Annotated in this window: 15 protein-coding genes; 6 read left to right on the plus strand and 9 right to left on the minus strand. The window is 68.4% G+C overall.

The window, feature by feature from the left end:
- Window positions 1-19 precede the first annotated feature (19 nt).
- From G6N32_RS27405 to G6N32_RS27425, 5 genes are all read right to left on the minus strand, one after another.
- Complete coding sequence (locus G6N32_RS27405; protein WP_147291970.1) at window positions 20-631, minus strand: hypothetical protein; 612 nt, start codon at window positions 629-631, stop codon at window positions 20-22.
- Complete coding sequence (locus tag G6N32_RS27410; RefSeq protein WP_147291969.1) at window positions 631-945, minus strand: hypothetical protein; 315 nt, start codon at window positions 943-945, stop codon at window positions 631-633. The genes G6N32_RS27405 and G6N32_RS27410 overlap by 1 nt, the downstream gene beginning before the upstream one ends.
- Before the next feature lie 351 nt (window positions 946-1296).
- Window positions 1297-2097, minus strand: coding sequence for an acyl-CoA thioesterase (locus tag G6N32_RS27415; RefSeq protein WP_115318048.1), 801 nt, complete (start codon window positions 2095-2097; stop codon window positions 1297-1299).
- Window positions 2094-3308, minus strand: a complete 1215-nt coding sequence (locus G6N32_RS27420; protein ID WP_115318047.1) for a CoA transferase — start codon at window positions 3306-3308, stop codon at window positions 2094-2096. The genes G6N32_RS27415 and G6N32_RS27420 overlap by 4 nt, the downstream gene beginning before the upstream one ends.
- Before the next feature lie 24 nt (window positions 3309-3332).
- On the minus strand, window positions 3333-3638 hold the full coding sequence (locus G6N32_RS27425; protein ID WP_115318046.1) for a hypothetical protein: 306 nt from the start codon (window positions 3636-3638) through the stop codon (window positions 3333-3335).
- A 75-nt stretch (window positions 3639-3713) separates the two neighbouring features.
- Between G6N32_RS27425 and G6N32_RS28530 the strand changes: the two genes are divergently transcribed.
- Genes G6N32_RS28530 through G6N32_RS27445 form a run of 5 tightly spaced genes read left to right on the plus strand, consistent with a single transcriptional unit; the run spans window position 3714 to window position 6499 of the window.
- Window positions 3714-3884 carry a hypothetical protein gene (locus G6N32_RS28530; protein ID WP_170310610.1) on the plus strand — a complete coding sequence of 57 codons (171 nt, stop codon included), beginning with the start codon at window positions 3714-3716 and terminating at the stop codon, window positions 3882-3884.
- Window positions 3885-3905: 21 nt separating this feature from the next.
- Complete coding sequence (locus G6N32_RS27430; RefSeq protein WP_115318045.1) at window positions 3906-4406, plus strand: metallophosphoesterase family protein; 501 nt, start codon at window positions 3906-3908, stop codon at window positions 4404-4406.
- Window positions 4407-4432: 26 nt separating this feature from the next.
- A complete protein-coding gene (locus G6N32_RS27435) occupies window positions 4433-4879 on the plus strand; it encodes a MarR family transcriptional regulator (RefSeq protein WP_115318965.1) in 447 nt (148 codons plus the stop codon).
- On the plus strand, window positions 4876-5685 hold the full coding sequence (locus G6N32_RS27440) for an ATP-binding cassette domain-containing protein (RefSeq protein ID WP_115318044.1): 810 nt from the start codon (window positions 4876-4878) through the stop codon (window positions 5683-5685). The genes G6N32_RS27435 and G6N32_RS27440 overlap by 4 nt, the downstream gene beginning before the upstream one ends.
- A complete protein-coding gene (locus G6N32_RS27445) occupies window positions 5675-6499 on the plus strand; it encodes an ABC transporter permease (protein ID WP_115318043.1) in 825 nt (274 codons plus the stop codon). The genes G6N32_RS27440 and G6N32_RS27445 overlap by 11 nt, the downstream gene beginning before the upstream one ends.
- 58 nt (window positions 6500-6557) lie before the next feature.
- Here G6N32_RS27445 and G6N32_RS27450 read toward each other — a convergent pair whose 3' ends face one another.
- The gene (locus tag G6N32_RS27450) at window positions 6558-7004 is read right to left on the minus strand and encodes a nitroreductase family deazaflavin-dependent oxidoreductase (RefSeq protein ID WP_115318042.1); all 447 of its coding nucleotides are present in this window, start codon (window positions 7002-7004) and stop codon (window positions 6558-6560) included.
- Between the two features lie 74 nt (window positions 7005-7078).
- On the opposite strand from G6N32_RS27450, the gene sigI reads away from it, so the two are divergent.
- Window positions 7079-7930: an RNA polymerase sigma factor SigI gene (sigI, locus tag G6N32_RS27455; RefSeq protein ID WP_115318041.1), complete on the plus strand. Its 852-nt coding sequence runs from the start codon at window positions 7079-7081 to the stop codon at window positions 7928-7930.
- 15 nt (window positions 7931-7945) lie between these two features.
- Here sigI and recD read toward each other — a convergent pair whose 3' ends face one another.
- The 3 genes from recD to recC are packed head-to-tail and all read right to left on the minus strand — an operon-like array spanning window position 7946 to window position 16238.
- On the minus strand, window positions 7946-9679 hold the full coding sequence (recD, locus tag G6N32_RS27460; RefSeq protein ID WP_115318040.1) for an exodeoxyribonuclease V subunit alpha: 1734 nt from the start codon (window positions 9677-9679) through the stop codon (window positions 7946-7948).
- Entirely contained in the window at window positions 9676-12975 is a 3300-nt protein-coding gene (gene recB, locus G6N32_RS27465) for an exodeoxyribonuclease V subunit beta (protein WP_115318039.1), read from the minus strand. Before recB ends, recD begins: the two co-directional genes overlap by 4 nt.
- Complete coding sequence (gene recC / locus G6N32_RS27470; RefSeq protein WP_115318038.1) at window positions 12975-16238, minus strand: exodeoxyribonuclease V subunit gamma; 3264 nt, start codon at window positions 16236-16238, stop codon at window positions 12975-12977. The genes recB and recC overlap by 1 nt, the downstream gene beginning before the upstream one ends.
- Window positions 16239-16274 lie beyond the last annotated feature (36 nt).

Consider the following 16274-nt stretch of genomic DNA (forward strand, 5'->3'; position numbering starts at 1 on the left):
CTCCGGATGCACGACAGCGCTACCTGTCGGCCGATGCGATTTGCTTACCCAAGCCGACCACATACGGAGCCAACTCGGGGTTATAGGGCAAGCCGGTCAGGCTGAAGCTGTACCACGCACTTCCATCAGTAGCGACGAACATGCTGTGCGTATCGTAGAGCGCTGCGCCGCCCCCAATCTCCGGGTGCAACTCCGCATATCTCGCCTTCTTCACTTCCGGCACATTCGCCCAGCGAACGAACGATGCATAGGTTTCGGCGGGCGTCGAACCCCCAATTTCCCAAGTGCGCTGGGTGTTCGTCGATCCTCCAACGGAGCTGGTATTCCACTGTCCTGCGTAGGGATAACGCGCCATGTGAATGCCCGATCGGTTGCCATCCAGACCCATGTCGTAGTTGCAAATGCCGTCGCCCGAATCGGTGATGATCGCCGGTGAGGTCAGGGCAGGTCCCAGTGCGTCGGCAATCGCTTGGGGTGTCAGGACACAAGGATCAGCTGGCGCCTCTGCCTGTGACGATGCTTTGGATGTATCCGACGACGCCGCACTTTGCCCCGACGATGACTCGTTACTGGCGCAGCTCATGCAAGTCGCGGCCACGACGAGAACTCCGGCGGCCAGTGTCCTCCGCATCACTTCTTGACCTTGGTGAGTTGGTCCAGTATCGCGCTTGCATTCTGGTGATCGTCGTCGAAACGTCCAGTGCAGGTGAACTTGTAAGACTTCTGCGGCTGATTCTTGTAGATGCCCCAATCAAAGGTGCCTTCGTCCGTAAATGATGGATTGAAGTCACCACTGAGGTTGTGTGACCAGTTGAAGTTCACGCCCAAATTCGGCATGCCGTCGGCATTCTGGCAAGCCTTCTTGGCAGCCTTCTGGAGTACCGGGTCGCTTGAATACTTGTCGTCACTGCCGCCGCACGCGGTCAACAGGATTCCAACGGCCACCAATGAAACCCGACAGAATTTCATGTGTTCTGAGCTTCCCTTCTTACGTTGCTATTCGGGGCAAAGACCAACTGCCGTGATCACCGCGGACTACGCGCGCAAGAAAAATCGAAGTCGGCAGCAACCATTACTCCCCTTAGACGGCCCACTCCCCGCGAGGGCGTGTCGGAAATCCGACTCGAAGCAACTTATTACCACGACTAACAGTCAATTCACAACTGATACACAGGGAACCACTACAACCGTAGGTCGGGCGGGTAATACCATCCGATGCGGGAAGCCACCGGTCCGCCGGTACGGGCCACAACGCACGGCACAGCCAGCCGAAGAACGAGGAAGCGTCCCCGCGCCTCAGGAGCGGACGATCGCCAGCCCTTCCTGAACGAGGGTGGCGGTCAGCATCTTGTCGGCGTCGTAGAGGTTCAACGTCACCAGGCCCCGGCCCCGCGCAGCAGCCGGCGACCGAGATTCCAGCAGATTCCATTGCCCGGCATCGATCGGCCGGTGGAACCAGATCGACGAGTCGGTGGTGGCGGTGCGATGGCTGCGGTCGACCATCGAGTGGCCGTGCACCTGCAGCACCGGATCGATGCCGTAGATATCGGTGACGTAGACCGCCGCGCAGGCACCCACCCATGCCGGGCCGTCCAGCGGCGCAGTGATCCGCCACCACAGCCTACGCACGAATTCGCCTGTGCTGCGGTCGTCTTCATAGCGAATGTCGATCTCGTCGAGCGGCAGCGACGGCGCCGGGCCGATCGGGCCGGTGGCGGGCAGTTGCTCGGGCTCACCGGACGTTGTCGCCTGTGCAGCGTGCTCGGGACCGTCCGCCGCGGCGGAGAACGAGATGGTGGCGGTGGTCAACAGCCGCTCGTCCTGGCGGGCCAGTACCCGCCGCGACGCGGTGGTCCGGCCGTCATAGACGTGGTCGACCTCGTAGTGGACCGGCGCGCCCGCGTCCCCGCCGCGCAGGAACTGCACGTGCAGGCCGGTCGGTGCCTTGTCGGCGTCGACGGTGTGGCAGGCCGCGGCCATGGCCTGCGCGGCGAGGTGGCCGCCGTAGGCGCGTTTGTCCGGCGGACCGCTCGCTTCCCCGACGAACCCACCGGACTGGTCCGGGGCGACGGTCAGCAGCCGCGACAGCGCGCTCATGCGAGACCGGTTCCCGTTGCCACAGTGCCGGATTCGACCAGCCCGGTGATCTCGCCGTCGGTGAGTCCGAGCTCGGCCAGCACGGCGGCGGTGTGGTCACCGAGCGCCGGAGCGGGCTGGGCCGCGACGTGCGCACCGTCGACCGACATCGGCAGCCCCGGCGCCAGGTACGTGCCGATCCTGGGCTGCTCCAAGGCGCTGAACACCGGATTCGCGGTCACGCGCGGATCGTGCGCGACTTCGGCGAAGGCGCGGTAGCGGTCCCACAGCACCGAGCTGGCGGACAGCACCGCGCTCACCTCGTCGGCGGTGTGGCTGCGAAACCACGGCGCGAACAGGCCGGTCAGCACCGCCCGGTGCTCGTAGCGCTGGCCTTCGTCGGTGAAGTCAGCGTCCAATGCTTCGGCAACGGCGGCAACGGCTTTCGTCGTACCGGTCAGCTCGGTGAGGTCGCGGAAGTGCCGGTTGGTCAGCGCGACGATCATGAACGTGGCGCCGTCGCTGCTGGTGAAGTCCTGGCCGTACTGGCCGTAGATCGCATTGCCCAGGCGCGGTCGCTGGGTGCCGTTGACCATCGGCTCGGTGAGGAAGCCGAGGTTGGCCGCGGTGGCCAGCGCGACGTCGTCGAGTGGCAGTCGGATGCGGCTGCCGGCCCCTGTCGCATCCCTGCGGCGCAGCGCCACCAGGACGGCCAGTGCCGCATACAGACCACAGCTGACATCCCAGGCCGGCAGTACGTGGTTCACCGGACCGCCCTGGTTCGGGGAGCCGGTGACAAGGGGGAATCCGGTGGCGGCGTTGACCGTGTAGTCCACCCCGGTGGACCCGTCGCCGCGGCCGACTACTTCAAGATGGATGAGGTCGGGGCGGACAGCGCTCAGCTCGGCGTAGGAATGCCATTGCCGCCCAGCAACATTGGTGATCAGTACACCCGCGTCGGCGATCAGCCGGGCTACCAGCCGCTGCCCAGGCTCGGAGCGCATGTCGGCGGCCACCGAGCGCTTGCTCTTGTTCAGGCCTGCCCAATAGATGCTGTCCCCGGTCTCCGTCAGTGGCCAGCGCTTGTAGTCGGCGGCGCCGCCGACCGGGTCGACGCGGATGACGTCGGCGCCCAGTTGGGCCAGCGTCATACCGGCCAGCGGAACTGCCACGAAGCTGGAGATCTCGACGATGCGGACACCGGCCAACGGCAGGTCAGGGGTATCAGTCACCTGACGAGTATGGCGGTGGCCGACTCACCACACCGCGACGGGCACACCCAGGCAGAACAGGAACAGGGCCAGCAGAAACCAGCCCGCCCCCTGCCAGATCGGCCAGGTGCCCTCGGCGCGCCACACCCGATAGGTCTGGATCAACGCCCCGACCCCGCCGGTGAACAGGATCACCGGCACGAGCACGCCCGCGACCCGTGAGTGCCACAGCATTGCCGCGGCGAACGCCACACCGGCCACCACCACGACGGCCACCACATAGGTGACCGCGGCACGGAAGGCCGCCGGATCGCGCCAGCGCTTCTCCACATCGTTGCGGTTCATGTTCATCTCGTTTCAGCGTAGGCCGGGTGCATCGCCGCTGCGAGTGGTTGGCGCCCCCGGTCACGGGGTAGTCCGCCGACCATGACGAACCCAACAGACGACCAGAGCGAAGAGGACGTCCAGAAGGACCCGAAGGTCGCCTCGTCGCGGGCAGGCAAGGACGGCGACGACGGGAGCTACGTCGGCGAGACCGGTCCCGACGACACGTTCGACGCCGGCGAGACCGGTGCTGAGGCGCGCAGCGAGGGCTGAGGTTCGTGTAAGGATCGGCGCATGCGTCTGCTTCTGTTGGCCGACACCCACATTCCGAAGCGCGCCCGCGATCTGCCTTCGCAGGTGTGGCAGGAGGTCGAGCGGTGCGATGTCGTGATTCACGCCGGTGACTGGGTCGAGGTCGGCCTGCTCGACGAGTTGTCGGCGCGCTCTCGTCGCCTGATCGCCTGCTGGGGCAATAACGACGGGCCCGAGCTGCGATCTCGGCTACCGGAGTGCGCTGACGTGACGTTGGACGGCCTGCGCTTCACCGTCGTGCACGAGACCGGGGCCGCGACGGGCCGGGAAGCCCGGATGGCGCAGCAGTATCCGCACACCGATGTGCTGGTGTTCGGCCACAGTCACATCCCCTGGGACACCACCGCTAAGACCGGACTGCGGCTGCTGAATCCGGGCTCGCCGACCGACCGTCGTCGCCAGCCGTTCTGCACCTACATGACGGTGGTCACCCGGCCGGGGGTGCTGGCGGACGTGCAGCAACACCGCATCGAGAAGACTTAGCTCTGAAACAGAGCTAAGTTGGTGTGGTGACCCTCCGCACCGATCTCGTCGCCGAGCTGTTCGGCACCGTCGGCCGGTTCCGGCGCACGGTCCGCCGAACCGCAGGCGCCTCCTTCGCCGGATTGACTGAATCGCAGGCCGAGCTGTTGCGGCTGGTCGGTCGGCAGCCGGGGATCTCGGTCAGCGCGGCCGCCGCCGAACTCGGCTTGGCCGCCAACACCGCGTCCACGCTGGTGTCCAAGTTGTCGTCCGACGGACTTCTGACCCGGAACCCCGATCCTGGCGACCGCCGCGTCGGCCGCCTGACCCTCACCCCGCCTGCGCAGAAGCTCGCCGATGCCTCTCGGGCCGCGCGGCGAGCGGCACTCGCCGAAGCCCTCGACCAGCTCGACGACGACGACGCCCGAGCCCTCGCCGAGGGCATCCGGGTGCTTGCCGCACTCACCGTCACACTGCAGGAGAAGCGATCATGACCGCGCCCGCGATCGACTGCCAGAACTTGACCCACCGCTACGGCGACTTCACCGCCGTCGACGACCTGACGTTGCAGGTGCAGCCCGGCGAAACCGTAGGGCTACTGGGTCCCAACGGAGCCGGCAAGACCACCGTCGTCCGGGTATTGACCACGTTGACTCCGGTCCAGCACGGTCAGGTCCGCATCTTCGGACTTGACTCGCGTCGCGACACCATGGACATCCGATACAACCTCGGGTATGTGCCCCAACAACTTTCGATCGAACCCGCGCTGACCGGCCGGCAGAACGTGGAATGGTTCGCTCGGCTCTACGACGTGCCGCGCGCGCTGCGCAAGCAGCGGGTCGACGAGGCACTCGCGGCGATGCAACTGGTCGACGTCGCCGGCCGACTGGCCAATACCTACTCCGGAGGCATGGTCCGCAGGCTCGAGTTGGCCCAGGCCCTGGTGAACCAGCCGTCGCTGTTGATTCTCGACGAACCGACCGTGGGCCTGGATCCCATTGCCCGCGATAGTGTTTGGGATCAGGTCCACAGCATGCAGCAAGAGTTCGGCATGACGGTGCTGCTGACCACCCACTACATGGAAGAAGCGGACGTGCTGTGCGACCGGGTGGCGCTGATGCACCATGGCCGGCTTCGGGCGGTGGGCACACCGGCCGAGCTCAAGGCGAAAGTCGGTCCCCAGGCATCCCTGGAGGATGTGTTCCGCCACTACGCCGGATCGGGGCTCGAGGACGCCGTGGAGCACAACGGGCTCGGCGGGATCCGGGCCGGACGGAAGGCGGCACGAAATGCCGGTTGATTCCACGGCAGGCACCCGACTGCTGCGGGCACCCCGCGGGTGGCGGCGGGTGCCCAGGATGGCCGCCCGGATGCAGACGTTCGCCTGGGTCGAGATCCAGAAGCTGCGCCACGACCGCACCGAGCTGTTCACCCGCATGGTGCAACCGGCGTTGTGGCTGTTGATCTTCGGCACGACATTCAACCGGCTGCACGTCATCGACACCGGCTCGGTGCCGTACCTGGCGTTCCTGGCCCCGGGCATCATCGCCCAATCGGCGTTGTTCATCTCGATCTTCTACGGCATCCAGATCGTCTGGGACCGCGACGCCGGCATCCTGGCCAAACTGATGGTGACACCGGCCCCCGCGTCGGCGTTGGTGACGGGCAAGGCCTTTGCCGCCGGAGTGCGGTCGATCGCGCAGGTGGTCGGGGTGCTGGCACTGGCCTACATCATGGGCATCGCGATGACGCACAACCCGCTGCGGATTCTGGCCGCGATGGGTGTGGTGATGCTCGGGTCGGCGTTCTTCGCCTGCCTGTCGATGGCGCTGGCCGGGCTGGTCCGTAACCGGGACCGGCTGATGGGCATCGGCCAAGCCATCACCATGCCGCTGTTCTTCGCCTCCAACGCGCTGTATCCGGTGTCGGTCATGCCGGAGTGGCTGCGCTGGCTGTCGCGAGTGAATCCGCTGAGCTACGAGGTGGATTCGCTTCGGCTGCTGCTGGTGGGCATCCCGTCGGCACATCCGTGGCTGAACCTGGGCGTGCTGGCACTGTCGGCGGTGCTCGGTATCGCCGCCGCGTCAGCACTGCTGCGCAGGCTCGTGCGCTAGCCTTTCGCCGCCGAGCGTCACACCAGAGTCACCCTCGGCGCCGAGCGTCACACTAGAGTCACCCTCGCAGCTCATCGAAGCGGAATACCGCGAGTGTGCCCGCCAATGCCTCGAATTCGTCAGGCGTACCGTCGCGCACCAGGCCCGACCGCTTGGCGAACATCACGCCGACCGGCACCTGTTCGGGGAACGCCCGCAGCACCGGTCTGGCTTCTTCGGGACCGAGTTCGACGATCGTGACCTGACGGGAACGCCGTCCGCGGCTCAGCGTGCCGGTCCCGGCCGCCTTCGCGTTGCGCGCCCAGTCCGCTCCCGGATAACCCGCGACGGTGTACAGGCCGCCGTCGTGGGAGAACGGCGTCATCGGTGTGCTGCGCGGCTTGCCGGACTTGCGGCCAGGCACGGTGAGCACATAGGCGGGTCCGGTGTGCAGCCCGAGTTTCTGCACGGCCATCATGAAGCGGTTCATCGGCTTGAGCCAGCGCGGTGGTTGTGGGTTGGTCATACCAACAACGACGAGATGGCGTACCGGAAGGTGACAGCGGTAACTTCTGAGCATGCCGATTCGTCGTCTATGACATGAGCGACACACTTCCCGCCCTGCTGCAGGCCCACCGCCCGTACCTGATCAATCTGGCCTACCAGATGGTCGGCGACGTCGGCGATGCGGAAGACATTGTGCAGGAAGCATTCCTGCGGCTGTCGCAGACCGATCTGGACGGCATCGACGACCCGCGCGGCTGGCTCACTGTGGTCAGCAGCAGACTCTGCCTCGATCACGTGCGGTCGGCCCGGCACCGGCGGGTGACCACCGCCGAACCCGAGCGGATGCAACGTCACACACCGCTGCACCACAGCGCGATGCCCGACCCGGGTGAGCGGGTCACCCTGGACGACGAGGTGCACGACGCGCTGTTCGAGGTGCTGTCCCGGCTCAGCCCCGGCGAGCGGGTGACATTCGTGTTGCATGACGTGTTCCGGGTGCCGTTCGAGGACATCGCAGAGACGGTCGGGCGTCCGGCGGCGACGTGCCGTCAGCTCGCCCGCCGGGCCCGCACCAAGATCCACGCCGCCGGGCCGGTCGCCACCGTGGTCGACGACACCGAGCATCACCGGGTCACCGAGAGGTTCATCGCCGCCTGCGCCGGCGGCGACCTGGCAGCCCTGACCGAGGTGCTGGCTCCCGACGTATGGGGCTCCGGCACAGTCCTGGTCGAACCCGCGCCACCGCCGCAGGTGAATTACGGCCGGCAGGCAGTCGGGGTCAACTTGCTGCGTTACCTCACCGGCGCAACGCTCGTCAGCGGCCCGGTCGGGCGGCCCGTCGTGCTGGCGTTCAGCGAGCGGCGGCTGTTCGCCGTGGTCGTCCTCACCATCCGCCACGGTGTGGTCGCCGCGATCGAGGCGACTGCCGACCCGTCAGCGCGCTGACTCCCTCGCCGGGCGTCACTGCGTCAACCGGCGACTGAGCCCACTTGCGCGTGCTGCCCGACGCCCCACCGCGGCGCGCAGCTGCTCGGCAGAGCCCACCACCCGAACCTTCGTCTTGGCCCGAGTCACCGCGGTGTACAACAACTCCCGGCTCAGCAACCGCGAATCCGTCGGCGGCAGCAGCACCGTCACCTCCTCGACCTGACTGCCCTGGCTCTTGTGGATCGTCATCGCATGCATGGTCTCGATATCGGCCAGCCGGCTGGTGGCGAACTCGGCAGTGCCGTCGGCCCCCGCCATCGCCACCCGCAGCACGCCGTCGCGCAGCACACTCACCCCGATGTCACCGTTGTAGAGCCGCAGTCCGTAGTCGTTGGCGGTCACCAGCACCGGCCGGCCGGCGTACCACGAAGCCCATTGCGGGGCATCGGTTTCCTCGGCCAGCCACCGCTCGACCTGACGGTTCCAGTACGCCACCCCGTGCGGCCCACGCCGGTGCGCGCACAGCAGCCGGTGCTCCTCGAGAGTGGCCAGCGCCGCCTCCCCATTGCCGAGCACCGCGGCCTCGCGCAGTCGGATCGCATGCGGAACCAGCACCTGACGAAGGGCCGTGGCGGGCTCCTCGGTGTCGATCCATTCGATGTGCTCGCCACCGGCATTCAGGACGTCGATCGCGCGGTTGGCGTCACCGACCCGGATCGCCAGTGCCAGCGCCCCGATGGACGCGCCGAAGCGATGCGACGTGATGAGCTTGGCCACCGGCGTATCGCCGCGCGCACTGAGCCCCTCCACCAAATCCGCCAGTACCGCGCCCGCTTCCACCGAGGCCAGCTGGTCGGGGTCGCCCACGAGCAGCAGGCGCGAATCCGGCCGGACCGCTTCGACCAGGCGGGCCATCATCGTCAACGACACCATCGACGTCTCGTCGACGACGATCACGTCGTGCGGCAGCCGGTTCTCCCGGTGATGCCGGAACCGCGCCGAGGTCCTGGGCAGAGGACCCAGCAACCGATGCAGCGTGGTGGCGCGCAGCCCCGTCAGCCGGTCGCGATCGGCGGTCGTCAGTTCGTCGACCTCAGCCTGCACCGCCTCCTGAAGCCGGGCGGCCGCCTTGCCGGTCGGCGCAGCCAGCGCGATGCGCAGCCCCGGTGTGCCGTCCAGCTCCGCCTGCTCGGCCAGCAGCGCCAGCAGCCTCGCCACGGTGGTGGTCTTGCCGGTGCCCGGTCCCCCGGTCAGCACGGTGAGTCCCTGGGCCAGGGCGATCTCCGCGACCCGGCGTTGTTCGTCATAACCGGACGGGAAAAGCCGTGCAATGTCGGGCAATCGGCGCTGCGGACGGGCAGCGGTCAGCGCCAGCACATCGGTGGCGACCTGGCGTTCCTCCAGCCAGTACCGGTCGAAATACAGCAGGTCTTCGTCGAGGTGCAACACCGCCGGCGAGCGCAGCAGTGGGCTGGCCGCGACGGCTGCCAGCCACTCCCCCGGCTCCGGCCATGGCAGGTCCTCGATGTCGACCTGCTCCCGCACCGCCGCGAGTTCCACGCACACCGACCCGCCGCGCACCGCACGCACCACGAACGCGATCGCCAGCGCGACCCGCTCGTCGGGCTCCTTGCCCAGAGCCGTCAACCGTTGGGCGACAAGGACATCGGATGCTTCGATGGCCCCCGCTTCGTTGAACACCCGCAACGATCCGGTGGCGCCGGCACAGAGCCGCCAGTCCGCGGCGTCGGTCACCTCGACGGTCATGTCGCCACCCGCGGTCCGTCGAGCAGGTCCGACACCGCCGTCACCAGCGCCGTGGGTGGACGCCAGCTGAACACCCCGGCGGGGTGACCGTCGGCGGTGGGCGTGTCCGGGCCGCACATGCCGCGGACGAACAGATACAGCACGCCACCGAGGTGGCGCTCTGGCTGGTACCCGGGTTGTCGCCACCGCAGGAACCGATGCAGCACAACGCTGTACAGCAACGCCTGCAGTGGATAGTCGGAATGCAGCATCGCCTCGGCCATCCGCTCACGGTCGTAGTCGGCGGCAGACAGCAGGCGATCGGCCTCCCCCAGCCAGTTGGTCTTGTAATCGACCACCAGATAGCGATCCCCCGCACCGTCGGGTATCCGCAGCACCGCGTCGACAGACCCGGACAGATAGCCGCGCAAGGACTGCACACCGAGCGGGCCGCCGCTGAGCCTCTCGACATAGGGCGCCAGCGGGTCGTCGGCCGGCAGGTGCTCGCTCAGCAGCCGGCCGACATCAGCCAGCCGGGTCTCGGGTCGGCCCGTTCCCCGATCGCCGCCGGACAGCGGGAACTCGAAGTCCATCTCGCACAAGCGGTCCCGCAACCCGATCTGGCGCAGGGTCAGCCCGCCGGCCAACGGGCCGAGGGAGGTGTCGTGCATCGGCACCAGGGCCGCGGCGAGGTCCGCAGCGTCGACGTCGACCGGCCACCACACCGAGTGCCGGTCGATCTGGGTCTTCAGTTCAGTCGCCAGGTCGGCGGCGAACGGGTCGGCGGTTTCGAGGACCGCGTGCACCAGGCTGCCGAACGTGGCGCCGGTGGGCAGGTCGGCCATCGGGGAGGGCACGTCCGCTCCCGACGGCGGTGCGCTGACCGCGATGTCGGCGACCTCGTCGTCGAGCTGGATCACCTCGGGTTCGCTGCCGACCCCGGTCGTCTCAGCGGCTCGGATCAGGCCAGAGTACGAGGTCCGCCGCCATGTGGTGTCGATGCCGCGATGAAAGTGTCTGACACCCAGATCTTCTCGCGGCTGCTTCGTGGCCAGCTCGACGGGATCGGCGACGATCGACTCTTCCAGTACCGGGCCTCCCGCGGTCTCCCATTGCCTCAGCAGCGCCATCGCGTCGGCGTCGTCGACCCGTTCGGGGTCACAGCGGTCCGGGACGGTGCTCTGCCCGGGACGACGGCCCCGCAGCAGGCGCGACAGGCCGCCGTTGGGTTCATCCCACGACGGCGCCCACCACGCCACCACCTGCGACTGTGCCCGTGTCATCGCGACATACGTCAGCCTGGTCTCCTCACCGGCGGCCTCCTGCCTGCCGAGCCGCTGCGCGGTCGCCAGCTCGGCGCTCTGATCGCCGCCGACGTGCAGGCAGCGCCGCTCCCGGTCGTGGAAACGGACCAGATCCTCGCTGCGCACATAGCGATTGAACGTGAAGGGCAGATAGACGATCGGGAACTGCAGCCCCTTGCTCACCCACACCGTCATGATCTGCACCGCGGCGGCATCGCTGTCCAGGCGGCGGTTTCGCTCCGGCGCGCCGCTGCGCTCCTCGCGCTGGCTGCGCAGCCAGTCGCGTAATGCGGTGAGGCTGAGCTGCTCCCGGTGGGACACCTCGTGCAACAGCTGGGTGACGTGGGCGAGGTCGGTCATGTTGCGTTCGCCGCCTGCCCAGGACAACACCCGGCCGCCCATCCCCGCCAGCTGGGCTGCCTCGAACACCGCCGCCACGCCGGCTTCCCGGGCGTGATCTGCCCACTGCCGCAAAGTATCCGCGATCCGGTCGGTCAGCGCGTCACCGCCGGCGGCCAGGTCCTCAGCGGTCCTGCCGAAGAACATCGTGGTCGCGGCGGCGCGGACCAACCCGGGCCGGTGCAACTGGTCGAACGCCTCCAGCAGGCTCAGCCAGTCGTCGGCGGCGTGCGACTTGAGCACATCGGTGTCGCCGGTGTAGACGGCCGGGACGCCGGCGGTCACCAGCGCGTCGAAGCACGCGCGGGCGTCGGCGTGGCTTTCGGTGATGACGGCGATGTCGTTGGCCTGCAATGGCCTGCCGTCGAAGGTGGCCGTGCTCGCCAGGAGCACGGCGATATCGGACGCCAGGTCGGCAGCGACGTGGGGGCGCAAGGCGTCCATGCGGATCGTGCGGGTACCCCGCTGCCCGAAGCGTTCCCTGCTGACCACCCGCAGCCGGAATGGATCGTTGTGCGGGGCGCCCGCCAATCGGTGGCCGCGGTGGTGGGCCTGGACGGGAAGGACTTTGATGTCGGGATCACCGAGCTCAGCGCCGCCCAGCACGTTCTGCAGGCGGTCGACCAGCACCGCATCGCTGCGCCAGTTCATGCCGAGGGTGCGGCGTTGCCCTGCGGTCTTGGCGGCATGGAGGTAGGTGACGATGTCCCCGCCGCGGAAGGCGTAGATCGCCTGCTTGGGATCGCCGATGAGGATGAGCGTCGACTGGCCGCTGAATGCTCGCTCGATCACCTGCCACTGCACCGGGTCGGTGTCCTGGAACTCGTCGACCATCACCACTGACCACCGCTGGTGCATACGGGTGGCGGCGGGCGACTCGGCCGATTCCAGCGCGTCGGCCAGCCTGCCGAGCAGATCGTCGTAGCTGAGGATCCCCCGCCGGCGTTTGCGCCGATCCAACTCGGCCAGAACATCGGTGGCGAAGCCGACCCGGACCGCGGGCTGCGAGCCCGGCGTCGGATCCAGCGGCCGCAGCTCGGTGCCCGGATTGGCGACCACCTCGCGCCCCAGCTTGAGCGCCTCACCGCGGCTGATCGGCGGCTGCTCGCGCTCCTGCCCGAAGTGGGCCAGGTACAGATCGTCGACGATCTCGGCAACCAGTTCGTCCAAGCTCTCGGCCAGCGTCACGTGGGAATCGGTATCCCCAGCGACACCAAGGGATTTCAGCACCAGATGACAGAACTGGTGGGTGGTGGCGATCGTGGCGGCATCGAAGCCGGCCAGTGCGTCGCGCAGTCGGTGTCGACGTTCGGCCAGGTCGGCCGGCGCACCGTCGGTGAGCGCAGCCAGAACGTCGTTGCGCTGGGCCAGTTCCGGGTCGTCGAACGCCCGCAACGCCTCCTGCAACGCATTCCGCACCCGCTCCCGCAGCTCCTGGGTGGCCGCGCGACTGAACGTGATCAACAGCATCTGGTCCAGCCTGGCCCGGCCTTCGGCCACGTAGCGGGTCACCAGGGCGGCGAGGGTGAACGTCTTTCCGGTCCCGGCGCTGGCTTCCAGCACGGTGGTCGAACCGTGCTCCGGGAGGGCGCCCAGCAGATCGAACTGATCCATCAGGCACCGTCCTCGGCACGCAGCAGCGGTGCCCACAGCCGCGTCGCATAGGCCCCCAACCGGGTCAGCTCACCGGGTGTTTCCTCGCCGGGGCGCGGCTCGGTGAGCAACGGGTCCAGGTCGGGCTCCCGGCCCCAGACCCGCTCGATGGCACGGTCATCGCGTTCGTACCGCCACTTCGACCAGGCTTCGGTGCGGGGATCCTGGCCGCTGATCCGTGCCACCGCCCAGGCATGAGACGTCTTGATGGGCAGCGGAATCGGCTCGCGGCGACCGGCATCGTAGATCGCCACCAGATCCCGGAGCAGCCCGACGGGATCCTCCTGCGGCGCCCCCAGAACGCGCTCGACCACCCCATTGCGGCGGCGTTGCCTGCCGATGCACACCGCGGACCATTGCCCCGGATATGCGGCGCACAGTGCCAGCATCGGGATCCAGGCCCGCAGCAGGTGCGGGGCATCCAGTTTGGAGAACGTCACCTCCAGCAGCCGCTTGCCGTAGACGCCGGAGACGGTGCCGGTGAGACGACGGCCACCGCCCAGGTCGATGTCCACGTCGTAGGCGCGCGGGGTTCCGGTTCGATGGGCCAGCGCCGCCCGCGCCAGTTCGGTTGCCTGGTCACGTAATTCGCTGGCGGTGCGCCAGCCCAGCCGGCCCGGCGGCAACGTGCCTCGGCGCCATTCCGCCTGCCCGGCCCGGTCGGGATCCATTCCGGCGAGCATGTCGGTGAGCAGCCGCTGCCCGACTGTCCACTGCTGGAGGTTGTCGATCTCGACGGGCATGGCGTCCTCGACGCCCTCGACGTCCCACGGCAGCGTCACGTCGAGTGCGGTGAAGAAACCTTTGACGGGATTGGCGAAGAACTTCGAGAGGTCGGCCAGCGTGACGTCGTCGGGGCGGGGCGGGGGCAGCGGATTCGCCAGCAGGTCGGGCTGTTCGGGGCGGTGACCGCCGGTGATCGATGCGGCAGCGAGCACGCTCGAGTCGAAGGTGAACGGTTCGGCGGGCACCCCGAGCGCGCCCGGCGTCACATTGCGAACATCGAAGGGCTGCAACGGGTGCCGGATGAGAATTTCCTCGCGTACCGGCGCGTCGGTGGTGCGGTCGAGTGCGTCGAGCAGTTCGGCGAGCGGAACCGCCGGTGGCCGGGGCTGCCCGGAGTACTCGTTGGCGCCCGTGTAGGTGATCACCAGCTTGTCGGTCGCGGCGCAGATCGCGTCCAACAACAGCTGACGGTCCTCGGAGCGGATGTCACGCTCACCGGTCCTCGGCTCGCGGGCCAGCACGTCGTCGCCGTCGACCACCCCGATCCGGGGAAACACCGTGTCGTCCAGGCCGACCAGGCACACCACCCGGTGCGGCACCGACCGCATCGGAACCATGGTGCACACCGTCAGCGTGCCGGTCCGGAAGTTCGCTCGGGTCGGCCTGCCCGACAGATGGCGACCCAGCAGTGCGGTGACATCCGGCAACCGCAGATCGGTGTCCGCTCGCTGCCCGGCGGAGGTCAGCACGTCGCCGAACTCACGTTGCAGCTGACTGGTCTGCCAGGCGTCGTCACCGGTGGTGATCGTGAGCATGCCGACACCGTCCTGCAGTGCGGTCAGCCACTGCCGCAGCGGGCGGACCCCGCTCAGCGAGTCGATGACGCGCTGCAACCGGCCCACATACTCGGCCAGCCGGCCGGCCAGCTCCACGCTGTTGCTACCGACATCGTCCAGCGGCAGGGTGACGTCCAACCAGTCCTTCGAATCGTCGGACATCGCGACCCCGGCCAGCACCCGGTCCAGGCCGAACCGCCAGGTGTTCTGGATGAACGGGATGCCGAACGGGGCGCGATGCTCGGCATCGAAGCCCCACCGGATGTTGGCCTGCTGCACCCAGCGGGTGATGGTCTCCATGTCGTCGTCGGTGAAGGCGAATCGCGCCCGCACCGGTTCCAGATGGGCGAAGTCCAGCACCTCGGTCGCCGTCACCCGGCTGCCGGCCAACGCCAACAGCTTCGCCGCCACCCCGAGCAGTGGATTGGTCTGGATCAATGCGCGATCGGCGAGCCGCACCCGAAGCTGGTGGGCGGGATGCGCACCCGGCACCACGTCGCCGAGACCGAAGTCCGCGACGATCAGCGGGGCGTAGGTCTCGATGTCCGGGCACATCACCAGGATGTCGCGGGGTTCCAGGGTGCGGTCCTCGGCGAGCAGACCGAGCAGGACCTCACGCAACACATCGACCTGGCGGGCCGCGCCGTGGCAGCTGTGCACCTGCACCGACCGATCACCGGCATACGAACGACCTTGCGGCCGTTCGGCATTGGCAGCGATGTCGGATTGCAGCCAGCCCAGCAGTGTGTCCGGAAGGCGTTCGGCGGCCAGGAACTCGTCGGTGGCCACCGCCGCAGGCAGGCCGCGCTGGAGTTCGCGGACATCGCGGCCGAGGGTGGCCAGCAGCGGGTGGGCGGCGAACCGGTGGCTGGTGTCCTCGCTGCGTGCCACGGTTCCCCGCACGTCGCTCAGCGCGGTCCACAGCGCGGCGCTCGGATGCGGCAACCACAGGTGCACGTCGTGGTGTTCGGCCAGCGCGCCGACGAGTTCGATCTCGGTGCTCGGCAGTCGGGTATGCCCGAACAGCGACAACCTGGCCGGCAGGTCCGCCCCCGACTCAGTGAGCCGGGCAAGGGTTTTCGCGTGCCGCTCGTGGGGTGGGTCGACGCCCATCCTGGCGACCAGGGCACGCCACAGGTGTGGCTGCCAGCGCAGGTCGGCGTCCAGATCGCCGGGCTGGCAGGCCAGCCACTCGACCAGGAGCCGGGGGCGCTGCCGGGCGTAGGAGGCGAACAGCGCGGCGAGCCGGCGTGCCACCGCGTACCGCCTGCCCCGCCGAAGCTCCTTCTCCTCACCGGCGACGAAGTGCCCGAGGTGGGTGGCCAGCGTCCGGCACCACGGCTCGTCGAGGCTGTCGTCGATGACCTCGAGCAGCGGCCACGCCATCGCGTCCGCCGACCACGGATCATCGTCACCGGTGCCCGCGATCTCCGCGATCAACGATGCCGGCGACCGGAACGACACCCCGGCGCAGACGCCCCCGGCGCCGTCCCCGCCGCCGAGGACGTGCGAGAGCCGCTGACTGAGCCACCGTTCCACACCGCGGGCCGGCACCACCACGAGTTCGGCGGCGAACGGGTCGGATTGCGGGACGGCCAGCAGCGCGCCGAGACCGTCGGCGAGCAGGTCTGTTCGCTCGGCTCGGTGCAGGTGCAGGGCCATCGGGATCACCGTAGCCGCGCCGGGGGACATCGCCGC

It is taken from the genome of Mycolicibacterium aichiense (assembly GCF_010726245.1).
Lineage (GTDB): Bacteria > Actinomycetota > Actinomycetes > Mycobacteriales > Mycobacteriaceae > Mycobacterium > Mycobacterium aichiense.